This window comes from Shewanella sp. 10N.286.54.B9, assembly GCF_041468565.1.
Lineage (GTDB): Bacteria > Pseudomonadota > Gammaproteobacteria > Enterobacterales > Shewanellaceae > Shewanella.
This window is the reverse complement of record NZ_JBFRIY010000022.1, coordinates 1-15,485: the sequence shown is the minus strand read 5'-3', so window position 1 is coordinate 15,485 and position 15,485 is coordinate 1. Positions and strand designations below refer to the sequence as shown.

Annotated in this window: 14 protein-coding genes; 8 read left to right on the top strand and 6 right to left on the bottom strand. The window is 43.5% G+C overall.

From position 1 onward, the window contains the following. The first annotated feature begins 166 nt into the window (after nt 1-166). From AB4135_RS08385 to AB4135_RS08375, 3 genes are all read left to right on the top strand, one after another. Nucleotides 167-1,345, top strand: a complete 1,179-nt coding sequence (locus AB4135_RS08385; RefSeq protein ID WP_371991978.1) for a porin — start codon at nt 167-169, stop codon at nt 1,343-1,345. An 89-nt stretch (nt 1,346-1,434) separates the two neighbouring features. Continuing rightward, complete coding sequence (locus AB4135_RS08380; protein WP_371991976.1) at nt 1,435-1,968, top strand: FMN-binding protein; 534 nt, start codon at nt 1,435-1,437, stop codon at nt 1,966-1,968. Then, a complete protein-coding gene (locus AB4135_RS08375; RefSeq protein ID WP_371991974.1) occupies nt 1,965-2,735 on the top strand; it encodes a PepSY-associated TM helix domain-containing protein in 771 nt (256 codons plus the stop codon). Before AB4135_RS08380 ends, AB4135_RS08375 begins: the two co-directional genes overlap by 4 nt. A 48-nt stretch (nt 2,736-2,783) precedes the next feature. On the opposite strand, the gene AB4135_RS08370 is transcribed toward AB4135_RS08375, so the two are convergent. Further along, on the bottom strand, nt 2,784-3,674 hold the full coding sequence (locus tag AB4135_RS08370) for a LysR family transcriptional regulator (RefSeq protein ID WP_371991973.1): 891 nt from the start codon (nt 3,672-3,674) through the stop codon (nt 2,784-2,786). A 160-nt stretch (nt 3,675-3,834) separates the two neighbouring features. Between AB4135_RS08370 and AB4135_RS08365 the strand changes: the two genes are divergently transcribed. After that, nucleotides 3,835-4,440, top strand: coding sequence for a short chain dehydrogenase (locus tag AB4135_RS08365; RefSeq protein ID WP_371991972.1), 606 nt, complete (start codon nt 3,835-3,837; stop codon nt 4,438-4,440). Between the two features lie 75 nt (nt 4,441-4,515). On the opposite strand, the gene AB4135_RS08360 is transcribed toward AB4135_RS08365, so the two are convergent. Both AB4135_RS08360 and AB4135_RS08355 read right to left on the bottom strand, forming a co-directional pair. Beyond that, entirely contained in the window at nt 4,516-5,295 is a 780-nt protein-coding gene (locus tag AB4135_RS08360; protein ID WP_371991970.1) for a class I SAM-dependent methyltransferase, read from the bottom strand. A gap of 121 nt (nt 5,296-5,416) precedes the next feature. After that, on the bottom strand, nt 5,417-6,121 hold the full coding sequence (locus AB4135_RS08355) for a glutathione S-transferase family protein (RefSeq protein WP_371991968.1): 705 nt from the start codon (nt 6,119-6,121) through the stop codon (nt 5,417-5,419). Nucleotides 6,122-6,385: 264 nt separating this feature from the next. On the opposite strand from AB4135_RS08355, the gene AB4135_RS08350 reads away from it, so the two are divergent. After that, complete coding sequence (locus tag AB4135_RS08350) at nt 6,386-7,138, top strand: hypothetical protein (RefSeq protein ID WP_371991966.1); 753 nt, start codon at nt 6,386-6,388, stop codon at nt 7,136-7,138. A 67-nt stretch (nt 7,139-7,205) separates the two neighbouring features. Then, complete coding sequence (locus AB4135_RS08345) at nt 7,206-7,715, top strand: hypothetical protein (RefSeq protein ID WP_371991964.1); 510 nt, start codon at nt 7,206-7,208, stop codon at nt 7,713-7,715. Nucleotides 7,716-7,757: 42 nt separating this feature from the next. Here the strand turns inward: AB4135_RS08345 and mrcB are convergent, their stop codons facing one another. Next, nucleotides 7,758-10,130 (bottom strand): penicillin-binding protein 1B, encoded by a 2,373-nt coding sequence (gene mrcB, locus AB4135_RS08340; protein ID WP_371991962.1) that lies wholly within the window; start codon nt 10,128-10,130, stop codon nt 7,758-7,760. Nucleotides 10,131-10,155: 25 nt separating this feature from the next. Then, nucleotides 10,156-12,666: an ATP-dependent helicase HrpB gene (hrpB, locus tag AB4135_RS08335; protein WP_371991961.1), complete on the bottom strand. Its 2,511-nt coding sequence runs from the start codon at nt 12,664-12,666 to the stop codon at nt 10,156-10,158. A gap of 131 nt (nt 12,667-12,797) precedes the next feature. Between hrpB and thpR the strand changes: the two genes are divergently transcribed. Together thpR and AB4135_RS08325 are read left to right on the top strand one after the other, a co-directional pair. Next, nucleotides 12,798-13,343 carry an RNA 2',3'-cyclic phosphodiesterase gene (gene thpR, locus AB4135_RS08330; RefSeq protein ID WP_371991959.1) on the top strand — a complete coding sequence of 182 codons (546 nt, stop codon included), beginning with the start codon at nt 12,798-12,800 and terminating at the stop codon, nt 13,341-13,343. Nucleotides 13,344-13,418: 75 nt separating this feature from the next. After that, nucleotides 13,419-13,730, top strand: coding sequence for a hypothetical protein (locus AB4135_RS08325; RefSeq protein ID WP_371991957.1), 312 nt, complete (start codon nt 13,419-13,421; stop codon nt 13,728-13,730). A 630-nt stretch (nt 13,731-14,360) separates the two neighbouring features. Here the strand turns inward: AB4135_RS08325 and AB4135_RS08320 are convergent. Then, a complete protein-coding gene (locus AB4135_RS08320) occupies nt 14,361-15,263 on the bottom strand; it encodes a winged helix-turn-helix domain-containing protein (RefSeq protein ID WP_371991955.1) in 903 nt (300 codons plus the stop codon). Between the last annotated feature and the right edge of the window lie 222 nt (nt 15,264-15,485).

Sequence of the window (15,485 nt, the reverse complement as noted above, 5' to 3'; positions counted from 1 at the left end):
AAAAAGAAAATTACAATAACCACCATCCAAATGCGGTTATATAAAAAACATAAACGCTTTACAAATGTTGATCTAAATCATAATTTAAATGAGAATAATTTGCATTATGTTAATCAATTGGTAAACTCCTCACAAATTTTACAACCCGCTATAACAAAGGGACTGAATGATGATGAAGAAAACCTTACTTGCTACTGCGCTAGTTAGCTTGTTTGCAACTCAAGGAGCTTATGCAGCCGATGAAACTGCTGAGCTACGTAAGATTATTGAGCAACAGCAAAAAGTTTTACAAGATCTTGAAAAGCGTCTTGATGAAACTGAAAAACGTGTAGAAAAAACCGCAGACGTAGTTGAAGAGTCAGCTTCTGAGTCAAAGAGTGCCACAACAATCGGTGGTTACGGTGAGCTGCATTACAACAACATCACTGACAACAAGTCAGGTAAAGATAAGAAAGCTATCGATTTCCATCGTTTCGTACTTTTCTTTGGTCATGAATTCACAGAAAGCACCCGTTTCTTCTCAGAATTAGAGATTGAACACGCCCTTTCAGGTGACGACAAGCCAGGTGAAGTCGAGCTAGAGCAAGCTTATATTGAGCATGACTTTAACGACATGTTCGTTGGTAAAGCGGGTCTATTTTTGATGCCAGTCGGTATCATTAATGAAACTCACGAGCCACCAGCATTCTACGGTGTTGAGCGTAACCCAGTTGAGAAAAACATCATCCCAGCAACTTGGTGGGAAGCGGGTGCTGCACTTAACTTAAAAGCAGCTCCAGGTTTAGCCTTCGATGGTGCGATTACTTCAGGTCTTAAAGTTGATGAAACTTATAGCATTCGTGGCGGCCGTCAAAAGGTAGCCAAAGCTGATGCCTCAGATCTAGCTTATACTGCACGTGTTAAGTACACAGCGGTACCTGGTCTTGAGCTTGCTGCAACGGCACAATATCAAGCTGATCTAACTCAAAGTACTGGTGGCGTTGATACAGCATCTGCAACATTGCTTTCTGCACACGCGATCTATTCTATCCAAGGTTTCACTGTTAAAGCATTGTACGCACAGTGGGATATCGATGGTAAAGAAGCCGAAGCTTTAGGACGTGACGAGCAAAATGGTTGGTACATTGAGCCTTCATACAAGTTCAATGACAGCTTCGGTATATTCGCCCGTTATAATGAATACGACAACAACGCTGGTAACAGCGATGACACTAACGTTGAGCAAACTAATGTAGGTATTAACTACTGGTTGCACGAAAACGTTGTCTTTAAAGCTGACTACGAAAAAGTGGGTGGCGCTAAAGACGCTGACGGCTTTAACTTAGGTGTTGGGTACCAGTTCTAATTTGAACTAAGCTCAAATAGCTAAATAAAAACGCTAGTGAGTGCTTATTTTGCAGCACTCACTACTTCTCAATAAAGAGTCTGTTCAAGATGAAATTACCCCTAGTTATATTACCAGTCTTTATATGTTGCTCATTGATGAGCGCTGCAGTAAACGCTAGAGGGACCTACCAAACACCAGAAGAGTTTATCGGCCAAGCCTTCAACGCTGATGTGCCTAAAGCAAAAGTATTCTGGATTGATGAGACCGCACAACAAACCATAGAATCTATTCTTGCCCACAGTTTTAAAAAGATGCGCCTGCGTTACTGGCAACAAGCCAATGAAAGCGTGTGGATAATGGATGAGATTGGTAAAGAATCTCCTATCACAGTGGCAATACACGTAAAAGACAGCGCAATAGCGCAGACAAAAGTGTTGGTATATCGAGAAAGTCGCGGCGATGAAGTCAGACATGACTTCTTTACTGATCAGTTTAAATCAGCCAAACTCAAGCAAGACTTACAACTCGATACACATATCGATGGCATTACAGGTGCGACATTATCAGTTCGTGCGTTAACAAAGTTATCGCGCATTGCCCTGTATCTCGACGATTATGTGATAAATAAAGACAAAGAATGACGCGCAAACATCCAAGCTTTAGAGTCAAACTGTTACGACAATTACGCCCTTGGCACCGCAGAATTGGAATATTTTCCACTCTGCTAGTGATGTTTATTGCCATATCTGGGGTATTAATCAATCACAGTAATCATCTAGCTCTTGATTCAGCCCAAGTAAAACAAAGCTGGTTGCTTGATTATTACGGCATTAAAGCACCGACAGAGATAAGCATTTACCAACAATCGCCCCACAAACTCGTTAGCGCTGGTAATCAGGTTTGGCTTGATGAACAACTTATCTTGGAAGCCAATAGCCTAGTGCTAGCGGTAACCGCCTATAACAACATGCTTGTTGCAGTCGATGCCAGTCATCTGTATTTAATGTCAGCCCAAGGAGATCTACTTGAAACTCAAGACAGTGCCACCGGTCTGCCACCCCATATACAATCATTAGGCTTACAACAGCACCTTTGGCTTAAAACTCAATCTGGATTATTTGTCGCTGATAGCGATCTTATCGACTGGTCTGAAACCCAACCACTGGCTGCCATTCCGTGGGTTAAAGCGTTAGACAACGCCAATAACGCTGAAGTCGCTGAGCAAATTCGTAGCAGCAGGCTGCACTGGGAAAGAGTGCTACTCGATCTACACAGTGGTCGCTTCTTCGGCAGCTTCGGCCCATGGCTAATGGATCTTGTAGCCCTGTCACTCATCATCATGTCTTTAACAGGCTGTTATATCTGGTTACAGCAAAAGCCTGCTAAAGTAAGAAAACGCAAAAAATAGCTCAAGCTTTCTGGCAGATAAGAGTGAAATCAAGGACGTAGATCCTGACTAGTAACGCTCTGCCGTTAATAAAGACAGTACCCACTTTTGCAATGCATCATCACTATAACGCGGATGCCAAGCGGCAATGACGTCAAACTTATCCGGCGACTGCGCTAATGCAATTTCCACCAGATCCAAGCTCTTAATCGCTCGAGATGGTAAAAACGCGATGGAGTCTGTGGTTTCAAGATACATGGGCACAATTGAAAAACACGGCGCTGAAACCACAATATTGCGGCTTAAGCCAAACTGCTTAAACCAATCATCGATTGAGCCTTTAAAATTGGGCCTAGAAGGTGAGGCTATAATGCTTGGGTAACTCGCGACCTCAGCTAATGAGGGTTTAGACTGGGCAATCGATGCATTCGGCGATGCCACACAAACATGATGCTCTTCAAACAGTTTAACTATTGGGTAGCTATCTGGAATGTAGTCAGGAAAAGCAATTGCCAAATTCACTTTACCGCTCTGCATCAGCTCATGCAGCTTATCGATTTCAAAATCTCTAACAATGAACTTTAACTTCGGTGACGCTAGCCTTAACTTAGCGATGAGTGCAGGCAACACCACCTGCTGCGCATAGTCAGTGGCCGCAATCACAAAGGTGCCGCTGATAGTTTTAGGGTCAAAACGGCTCGGCGTCAACAGCGCCTTGAAGTCACTTAGCAATTTATCCACGCCTATAGCCAGCTCTTCTGCATAAGGTGTGGGGATAAATCCATTGGTTTTTCGCAAAAATAGCCGGTCATCAAACACATCACGCAGCTTTTTAAGGTGCTCACTGACCGCTTGCTGCGTCATGCCTAACTGACTCGCCGCTTTCGAGGCATTCTGCTCGCGGATCAGCGCTTGAAACACCCTTAGTTGCTTTATGTCTAATCGATCTAGCTTACTCATTAGCTCCCCCTGCTTGCTGCATTAGCCGAAAATAACTGTACTCACTGCGCTGCTAAAACAAGTATAACTTGTATCACTAACAAATAAGCTTTGTTTCAATTTGTTTTACCTGTTCTCTATTATTTCCGCATCGAAACAGAACAGATGGTTGGAGAGCAATATGAAAACAGTAATTTTAATTGGTGCACTGGGTAAAATGGGTCAAGCGGCATTAATGGGTCTTGGCAACCACAAGGTGATTACCGCAGGGCGATCTGGCGATGTTGACCACATTGTTGATATCACCAACGAGCAATCAATCAGAGCCCTATATGAAAGCGTTGGTGAATTTGATGCAGTGGTGAACACTGTCGGAGCCTGCGAATACGCCAACTTCACTGAGATGACACAAACGCAGTGGATGAGCACAGTAATGAGCAAGATGATGGGACAAATTAACTTGGTGCGTATTGGCCAAGAATATATTACCGATGGCGGCTCGTTTACGCTCATTAGCGGTATTTTAAATGTTAAGCCGATCCCTTATGCCATTGCTGATGCTACCACCAGTGGTGCTATAGACACATTCGTTAAATGTGTGGCTTTAGAAATGCCAAGAAATCAGCGTATTAACGTGGTTAACCCCACGGTACTGGCCGAAGCATGGGATGTGTACGGTGAAATGATGCCTGGTTTTGAGCCAGTGCCCAGCGCATTGGTTGGTAAAGCTTTTGAGCGTTCAGTCGACGGTTTTATCAACGGTGAAGTGATTTTCGTCGACGCCTAATTCAGGCAGAGGCACAGCAATAAAGCATAGAGCTTGTCAGCTCTGTGCTTTATCTCAATTTTGAATCTACAGGTTTTAGAGCAACTCTCTCAATCGAGCCGTTTTCTTGGCTACAACAAATCGCACACTAGCGCGTTGTTCGTGACTGTCTAACGCCAGATTAGATAACAACTCACTACAGAAATCCGTGTACTCATTATCAAGTAACGCCTTGAGTTTTGTCATTCGGCTCAGCCTAGCTGACCAAGCTTGAATAATCTCTTTTGGCGCAGCACCAGAAAAATTAAGTTCCGCGTCGGTGACATCATTATCAACATGGATGATTTCAAAACCAATATTCTGCAACATGGTTTGCATTTTCGCGCCGAAATTAAAATCATATTTGCAATTTTGTGCCGAAGCTAACTCAAACTGTCGTACCCTTTCATAATAGCGGCTACCTTGGCTGAGGTTGCCAGAAATAAAGCAGGAAATATCCAATAAGGCAATCCAACCATTAGGTTGTAATATTGAATGTAGCTGTTGTAAATATGCTTGCGGCTGAACTAAATAAGAGAGTGAGTAACTCGCCCAAATGCCATTAATCTGCCCCAGAGAAGGATAATCGACAGCCAAAAAGTCGCTATGGATAAACGATTCATTATCAGCGCTTTTAGCCTGACAAGGCCGTACAAACTCGTCATTAATATCGATACCTACAACACGGCTAACTCGCTGAGAAAAATGACGCGAAACCTCACCAATAGAGCAACCGAGATCGACAACCGAATCGCTAGGCGTTAACGGAATTAACTGCAGATATTGCGGCCAATTTCGCCACAGTTGCTGTTTTTCATACTCATTCAAAAGACCCACTAGCGACTCCACACAGCTTGTCGAAACAAGGTCTATGCTGAAGCAAACAACACTCCTGCGCAACAAGACTGTGAAGTAAAAATATCGCTCTGTTTAATAACAGGGCGATATTATTCAATAGCTAACCACAGCATGAGCTGGTCACACAGCAACTAGCCTTACCATCGATTTCAGCCCCATCAACTAAACTCGCCAGATACGTATTCTTTAAATAGAAATTACTGAAGGTCTTCACGAAATCATCCGGTACCGTTTTATCTGCAAGACCGGATTCAATCAGCGCTGCCTGCCACTTCTGCACTTTTGGAAAACCATTAAGCATATCAAAGCCTGAGCAGTTTTTGATAACCGCCGCTCGGTGCAAAAGCGGCAACCACGCAATATCCACATTAGAGATAGCGTCGCCTTTAAAGAAAGCGCTGTCGCCAAGCTTGGCTTCAGCCTTAGCAAATGATTTTGACAGGTTAGCCAAACGAGTTTCAAAGGTCTGTTTATCTTTGCTGCCCATGGTGCCGCATTGAGCCATATAGTGTTTGCTAGCCTGATAAGACCAAGCTCGGTCGAGTGCTTTTTGCTCTGCTGATACCTGCTCGATTGGGGAATATTTATCATCTAGATACTCAACAATCGCATCAGACTCAAACAGTACGGTCTGGTCTTCTGTTACCAACACAGGTACTTGGCCATTGGGTGAAATATCTAAGAACCACTGCGGTTTATCACTCAGTTCAATATACTCAATTTCAAATGGCACATTTTTAGTGACCAGTGCGCCCATAACACGTTGCACGAAAGGACAGTTTTTAAAGCTAATCAGTTTGATCATTTTTGACTCCGAAGAAATTAATTGTTTTTCAATTCCCCCTTAAGACGCTGCCAATTAAAAAAAGACGCAGATTATCTAAATCTAGTTAGAAAAATAGCGGTATCGAAGAGACTTTCTCCTTGCAACTTTCAATTCATTAAGGCTCGACACGAATGTGCAAAGCCAAGGGCTCAACAAGGTAAATTCCACTATTAAAACCAATAAAAACAATGTTAAATTATGTTGGTGATCTAATGGATGAGATAGAGAGAGAGTAGTCAAATAATGAATTCAACACTTAAAATGCTAACCGCAAGTTTGTTATGTTTACATCTTGCGGGCTGTGAATACGTCGATAATATATTACATCCAGACGATACTGATGAAACCGTAATTGATGAAAAATTCAAAAATGATGCGCTGCAATTGGGCTTATCAGAAGCGATTGTGACTCAACTCTGCACGGCAACAAAGGAGATAAGTGTAAAGTGTATTAGCGTCTTAAATAGTGAAACTAATCAACAAGAAGTCAGATTTGAATATACTTATAATAATGTGACGCAGAATAATGATTACGCCAAAAGTACCGATGCTAGTCGTATTATTTTTCACCTGTCTGTCGACAATACCGCAGCCAGAATTGAGTTTGAAAATAACCGCAGTTACCAATTTAATGATGGCTATGAATACACTTGGGTGGAACCCACTGATATAACAACAGCGATTGTGGTCAATGACGCTAATGAATCACTGACCAAATTAGAGAATTCCGCAGTGATAAAGCGAGTGACAAACTCCAAGTTAACCAATGTCTCAACGGCCTCTCTTAACAATGACCAATATTCAATAACTGAAGCACAAGATATTGTTAATAGCGCCAATACAGTGTTATTTCCGGTACTTGTTGTTAGCGTCACGAGCAGTGATCAAACAGTGCCTGTTGATGCATCATTTGACATGTTCACGACCGGGCATAGCGCCATTTTATCTAACTTCTCTAGCGCTTTTTCAACCGCTATTGAGCAAAGCTGGTTCTAGGTTTCCTTCCCCACCAGAGAAAGGAGTATCAACTTAAAAGCTGATAGCTGATTAACAAGGGGGATCAATGAGAGTATTTATTTTAATCGCTACACTTTTGCTTAGTTCTTGCTCTTCAACTAATACTGAAAAAGTGATTCAAGATGATTTAGTAGGCACATGGGAACTGCTATACAACGACCAAGGAAGTTACTGGTTTAGCCATATTGGCTTTACTAAAGAAGGGCAAAAATGCAGCATCCGTTACCAATTTAACAACAATAAAGACATTGAAGTTGATTACTTCTTAAGTGATTTCTCGCTTGTACGCGGGGACATAATACTTACAGTTCAAGAAAGTACGTCGGCTTTTGTCGAACGAAATCAAGTGATAAAAGATCGTCTTATCACTCATTCCAGTGCTTCATTTACCCAACAAATGTTTTATCCCATTGCAGGTGACAGCGTTGACACCTTCGTAAAGCTTAATACCGTCAAACCAGAAAGTATCTGCAAAGTAGTCAAAAATCAATTTAATACGCCTATGGAAAGCACACTCACATCGCCTCAAGCTATTAATAAAAAGCACGTTAAATGAACCTTCCAAAAAGCAAATAACAAGCCTTATCACCAGTGCTAGTTATCCACCGATCAGCTTTTTCCACCACGGCAGCGGCTCACCACAATTAGCAACCGGCTGATAGCTTTCCCTTAAAGCAGGTACCTTGACCACATTGCCACAATCCGCTTGTTTGGCTGCGCCGCTATTACGATCAAAGTAACCTTGCACCGTACCATCGACAGGTGCCATACGTAGGCTGAGTGGAGGGCGATTTTTTAAGAAGGCTTGATACACCGCCATTGCGCCACTGCTGCCATAAAGCCCGGTTTTGCCATTATCGTCACGCCCAACCCAGATCGCCGCTACGTTTCGCTCATCAAACCCGGCAAACCACGAGTCTCTTGAATCATTGCTAGTGCCGGTTTTCCCCGCTAATGTCGTGCTTGGGAAAGTACTACCTAAGCGTTTAGCGGTGCCATTGTCGACCACTTGAGTCATGGCATATTTGACTAAGTAATTACTTGCTACTGGGATCGCTTGCGTCGCTGTGCGCTTAGGTGCAACTAGCGGTTGGTTATCCCCATCAAGTACCGTAGTGACAGAGTTTAAATGACGATAACGACCATTGTCAGCTACAGTCTGGAACACCTGCGCCACCATGAGCGGCGAGCCATTAACAGCGCCTAACAGCATTGAAGGATACTCAGGGATCTTATCTTTCCAGCCCGCTTTATCTAAGGTAGTTGCCACACTACTGACGCCAATAGCCATACCTAAATTAACGGTCGGCACGTTCATCGACTTTTTAAACGCGGTCAATAGCGGCACTTGACCGCGGAATTTTCTATCTACGTTTTGCGGTGACCAGGTTTTACCTTGACCATTTTTCAGGGTGATAGGTTCATCCTTTAAAGGCGTTGCTAAGGTGTACTTTTTCGGTTGATTAAGCGCGGTGGCATACACAAACGGTTTGATCAACGAACCAATAGGTCGTCTTATCTCTACTGCGCGGTTAAAGCCTTGATAACTTGGCACCTTATCTCCGACCATTGCGGCAATACCCGCTGAGTACTTATCGGTCAGCACCATGCCTACTTGCAAGGATTCATCATTCTTACCCAGCTGCTTAAGGGTCTGCTTAACCGCTTTTTCAGCAGCTTCCTGTGCCATAGGATCGAGTGTGGTATAAACCTTAATGCCAGACTGTTGTAGCAGAGCATCACCATAGCGTGTTGCCAATTCGTGTTTAACCACAGCGAAAAACGCCGGCAGTTTTTGGTGTACTGGTTTATCGGACTTTCTTAACCCTAATGGTGATTCAACTGCAGCTTCATATTGAGCCACATTCAGCTCTCCAGCCTCCATCAACAATCTCAACACTAGATCACGACGCTTCTGTGCACGCTCTTCATAACGCCACGGATTATAGTAGGAAGGGCCCTTAATAACGGCCACTAAAAATGCTTGTTGCGGCAGGGTTAACTCGCCTATTGGTCGACCAAAATAAAACTGTGAAGCGAGCCCCATACCATGAACGCCACGTGCTTTGTCTTGCCCCATATAGACTTCATTTAAATAAGCTTCGAGGATCTCATCCTTTTCATAACGAAAATCGATAATAATCGCCATCAAGGCTTCACGCAGCTTACGCGTCAAGGAGCGCTCACTTGAAAGGAAGAAGTTCTTGGCAAGCTGTTGAGTCAAGGTTGAGCCACCCTGCACTGTCCGCCCAGCACTGATATTGACCATCGCCGCGCGCAAAATGGCAAAAGGATTAACCCCATGATGCTCATAGAAACTGCGATCTTCAACCAAGATAAGCGCATCGATTATCGCTTGCGGCATCTTATCGGCCGCTACAAATAACCTATCTTCGCCATCGCCGGTAATAATTCTGTCCAATAATACCGGTTCCAAATGAAATACCGCGAGCTGACGTTGGTCGCTACTTCTTGCCACAGAACTTATGCCGTTAGAGTCAAAGGTGATCATCACTCTTTGTTCGGTTTGATCACCTTTAGGGTGTAAAAACGGTCGACGCCAAAGATCTATTTTGGTTTTCGATGCTGAAAACTCACCCACTTGACGCGGATTAGCCACTTTACGATAGCCAAGTAGTTTTAACTCAGACATCAACTGACCGTGGCTAACAGCGGCTCCAGGATAAAGCGCCATTGAACGGCTAAATACTTGGGCGGGCAGATGCCACTTCTGCCCTTCAAACTTGCGCGCAATAATTTGATCTAAATAGATGCCATAAGCGGCAACAACGACTGCTGCGATAACGCCAAGCTTCCAAGTTATAGACCAAATTTTACGGCCCCAACCCGATTTATTCGGTGATTTCTTATTAGCTCGCTTTTTACCGCCTTTGCCCGACGATACTCTTTTTACCGCTGGACGCTTGGTGGTTTTTTTAGTTTTCGGTTTAGGTGCCGCTTTATCTGTCATTACTGTTCCGCTGCCTAGCGCGACATCATTGTGCGCCAAAGGTCTTCTTTTTAGTAAATTTGGTGGGTTGTGTATTCGCTGGGTCATCAGGCCATAGATGATTTGGGTAACGCCCTTTCATCTCTTTCTTTACATGATCATATGGCCCTTGCCAGAAACTCGCTAAATCCGCTGTCAATGCTAAAGGTCGCCTAGCTGGAGATAACAGTTCCATAGTAAGCACTAACTTACAATTAGCTATTTTAGGGCTCTGCTGCATACCAAAAGCCTCTTGCAGTCTTACGCTTAAACGCCCACGTTGTTGTGCATCGTACTCAATTTTTGCATGGGTGCCGGTGGCCATAAGCCACCTCGTTGGTAACAAACTCTCAAGATGCTGTTGGGTAGCCCAAGGCATTAAATTAAGCAGCAGAGTATAACAATCTAATTGCTGTAATTGTGCCAAACTGCGCACATCATCCAGATAGGGTTTAAGCCATTCGTCTAACTGGCTGATCAAGCTAGCATCATCCAGGCTTGGCCAGTCATGTGACTTATCCAGATCAGCCGCAATCGCCAGTCGATAACGTAACTGCTCTGTGCGTTCATCAAACTTCAACAAACCTAAACCATTAAGCACAACCTGTTCTAAAATCGCATTTTTGATTAGCTTTTTATCCAACTGCTTCAGCGGGAGCTTGCTCAATAAGATTTGACCAACTTTTCGCTGCTCTTCAGCGAAAAAACGCCCTTTTGCGTCATCCCAACCACAATACTCAATAGTATCCACTAAGCCTGAGAGCTGATCAGTAAATAATTGTTCATTGAGTGTCGCGGCAAGATACACCTTGCCATTGCTTCGCCCTTCACTCTCTTGAAAGTCAGCAATCACTAACCAAGGCTGCCCAGACAAGTTATCATCGTTTGCTAATTCAACACCGCTACCGCCAGCCAACTGATAGCCACTTGCTCCACGCTGTTTAGCAATACGATCGGGATAGGCAAAAGCTAACAGCATGGCAATATCATCACCCGCAGCGTTGCTTGCCACCATTGATAATGTTTGTGACGAACTACTGCGAATGCCTAAGTTATTGAGCCACTGGCGGATCTGTTTGGCAGGCTCCGACGTTAATGCTTCTTGGAAATAGTGACTGATTTCACAGCCTTTACGGCTGTGGCCTCTTGCCTCTAAAGTGCCAGCTAAAATAGCAGCTAAGATCACTAGATTGTCATCACGCTCTTGCTTTGATAAACGCTGCGCTTTAAGCAACATGTGGGCGATTCGTGGCTGACAACCTAACTCATAAGCAGCTCGGCCGTGGGCGGTAATCACCCGTTTATCATCAACCATTTCAAGTGAACGGAGTAACTGCCAGCTTACCTCTTCATTGGCTTTTGACGGCTGGGTTAGCATAGGCAACTCATTGAGAGATTTAACCCCCCAGTACGCCCCATCTAACACCATCGAAATCAAGTCGGTATGCATAACCTCGGGTTCATCGGCTTTTATCAGTCGACCATGCTCCTCTTGACTCCACAATCGCGTACTAAAGCCAGCCATTAAGCGACCAGCTCGACCACTGCGTTGAGCTGCAGAAGCCTGACTTATTCGTTTGAGTGACAACCGAGTGCCCCCAGTTCTTGGATTAAAGCTTGCTTGGCGCTTATAGCCCGAATCAATAACCTGCGTGATCCCCTCAATCGTCAGACTCGACTCAGCAACATTGGTAGCGAGCACCACCTTACGAATGCCTGTTGCTGGCGGCGCAATAGCTTGATCCTGCGCCTTAGCCGGCAAACTGCCATATAGCGGGCAGATAACAAATGCATTGGGATCTAAACGCGGCGTTAGTAGGGTTTGTAACCGTCTTATCTCCCCTTGTCCCGGAAGGAAAGCTAACAGTGAACCTTGTTGTTGCTTATTTAACGCATCGATAATCACTTTAGCCATATGATCGAGCCACAATGATTGTGTGGGAGCAGCACGATAATCTAGCTCAACAGGGAAGCTACGCCCTGCACTACTAAGAGTGAGTGCATCAGGCATTAAGTCGCTTAATGGTAAGCCTGATAAAGTAGCTGACATTGCTAGTAATTTTAAATCTTCACGAAAGCTAGCTTGGATCTCTAAAGCCAATGCTAGCCCCAAATCAGTGGTTAGATGACGCTCATGGATCTCATCGAATATGACTAGCGCAATACCTGTCAACTCAGGGTCTTGCTGGATCATTCGCGTCAATACCCCCTCAGTCACAATTTCGAGGCGGGTATCACCACTAACCTTTGATTCTCCTCGAACTCGATAACCCACCTCAGAACCTAACGTACAACCTCGCTGCTTTGCTATAAACTGGGCAACATTTCGGGCTGCAACTCTGCGCGGTTCAAGCATTAAGATCTTACCGTCTATTTCATCCCAATCCAGCATCGCCAAAGGTAATGCCGTCGACTTGCCTGCACCAGTAGGCGCTTCAAGTATCACTTGGTTAGCTTGTTTAAAAGCACTTCGAATAGGCTTTAATAGAGTATGAATGGGTAATGAGGTCACTGGCATTGTTTGTAGTGGGGCTCGCTATGGCCGTATAAAACGCACCATACTAAAGTAATGTTTGCCAAGCAGTGTACTCTAAAAGCGCTAACAGGCTAAACTCTCAAAGGTGTTTATCTTTATTGTGGTACCGATTGATGACTAACAGCACACGCAACATAAGTACTGCGGCAGGAAAGCGGGTTTTTCTTGGCTTCTCACTTACCACGGAACAAACCAAGCAAATTGAAGCCATTCAGCTGCAGCTTCCTGCAAGTGTTAGGCTGGTACCTAGTCAAAACTTACACATGACACTGGCATTTTTAGGCTACGCCAGCAATGAGACTATCGGTGCACTTATCAATCAAATTGAAGCAATGGATAAACCGCGTTTCACAGTCTATTTAGATTGCATTGAACACTGGCAAAAGCCAAAAATACTCTGCCTTAAAGGTACGGCGTCAGATCCAAACCTGTTATTGATGGCAAATGATGGACAAGCAATTGCGCAACAGCTTGAATTACATCAGAGCGAACATCAATATAACCCGCATATAACTCTTTCTCGAAAAGCCAAAGCTGCAGTCTCCAATGTTCATTATAAGCCTCTGGCTATACAACCTAGCGCGTTACACCTTTTTGAGTCGTTTGCTGGCGAACATGGCGTAGAGTATCCAATATTGCACTCATGGCAACTGACATAATAACGCCCAAGCCCGCTGTTGAGCTCGGTAAAATTAGGCTAAGCTATGCCGCATTAGCACTGATAGGAACAAGTCATGACAACATCTGAGATTACCAAACTGCAATTAACCGAGCTTTTATCCTCTTGGAAACAGGGCAAGATCACAGCAGAAGAGCTACAAAACTGGATGGTGACTCATTACGATCCGCCTGAAGTTGTGATCGGTAAAGGTGAGCCTGAGTGGACACAAGAAGCAATGAATATCGTGATGAACGAATATGAGATTGCAAAGATAGAGAAGTTTCGCTTAGACAACGCACAGTATGCAATTGATTTTGTAAACTGTAGCGAAGCAAACTTTAATCAAACTAAGCATCTATTTATCCAAGATGGTTTTTCTGATTAACAATCATTAATGGACTTTTCTAGTTAACGCCATTAAAGCCATTCAACCACAGCCAATTTCGACACAAAAAAAGGCCACCTAAGCGTAGGTGGCTAATCGAAGAACTATTAATACTGTTTAACCTGATACACCATCACTTTTGGCGTACGAAACTATCAAGGAAGGTTTTGCGCTAAAGCTTTAATCACTTGTTAAACATATAGATAGCATAGGCTTAGATGATTGCCCATTGAGATAACTTGAATTTGTTTGAAATATTATGAATTGATATTAAACCGTTTAAATTCAAAGAAATAAGAACAAGGTATTTTTATAATTTATTGTTTAATAGCAATCAGAATAAGAAGTTGATCGACTCAGCGTGTTTTTGGCAAGCTAATTCAAGTTGAATAAACGACACAATGCGCCTTGAATTGAAAGCTCTGAGGAAGCTCTGAACTGAGCATAGCCCTAATGGAATTGCTATAAAGCTAAACTCAATGGTCTGAATCGAGCTTTAAACATTTGATAGTTAATGATTATCGCTTGTACTAATGATTAACAGCATCGAGTTTGTAGCACTAATGCATAGTGAATAGTGAATAGTGAATAGTGAATAGTGAATAGTGCAACAAAGTGAAGCAAGGAGGTCTAAAAGTGAGCTAATACCAATTGGTACAGTGTATCACTATCGATAACAACAGCTTGTCCGCCACTTTTAAAAATAGCATCACTGACCCCAGGGGAATCAACATAGGTGTATAGGTAAAAGTCGATGTCGTAACCAGCCGCACGAACCGCTTGTAACAATTTCAAACCAGCCAACGAATCCCCATGTCTCCCCATATCGGAAATGATCGCTTGATAGTTATACATCGATAGCAACATGAGCGCTTCTTCTGAGGTAACAGTGGTATAAACACCAACGTTTTTAGACTCCAAATAAGCCTTCTCAACTAAATTATTCTCAGGATGATCGTCAACCCACAATACTCGACCTAGCGCAGCTTTGGGTTCGCTATAATTTAGATCGCGCGCCGTGGCTGTTGTCTCATGTTGATGGTCATTACCTTGCCAAAACTGAAATAATAAGCCGAGCACTAAAAGTAGTGCAACCAACACCTTAGCAAAAACTTCCCACCAAGAAGTTGCTACCGGACTTTTACGGCGCTCTACAAAAGGAGCTGATGATGTTTTATCTTGAGGTGTGATTGTAGCTTTGGCCGCAGGTTGTGCTTTTGACAACTGTTTACCCAATGTATGTTCAAGCCGATACCCTCGACCATGAACCGTTTGAATAAGTGGCCCGGAATATCCAGCCTTACTAAACATTTTTCGTGTATCAGATACCAACTTTGACAAAGACATGTCCGATACTACGGTGCCGACCCAAATATTATCTAAACAATCCTGCTTTGAACAGTGTTCAGGATAATGGTTAGCAAGCAGTTGGATAAGCGCAATGTTACGCTCATCAAGGGCAAAAACATTGCCATTTACCTGTAACTCTGCAGCTTCACTATCGATGGTAAATTCGCTAAAACTTAATTTCATGGACGACAAACCAATACGCAAGCACCTATTAACAATACTGCAACAATAAACCAGCTTTGGCAAAGACTGTTTTCAGCATAATTGGCTTCATCAGGATTAATACCAATTCCATTAAAGAGTTGACCATTCAGCGGGAATTTAAATCACTTTAGACAAGCACGTGGGTTGTAGCTAATAGTTATTCTCGGCTCTAGCATCCTGCTTCGCTCTACCTTCTGCATC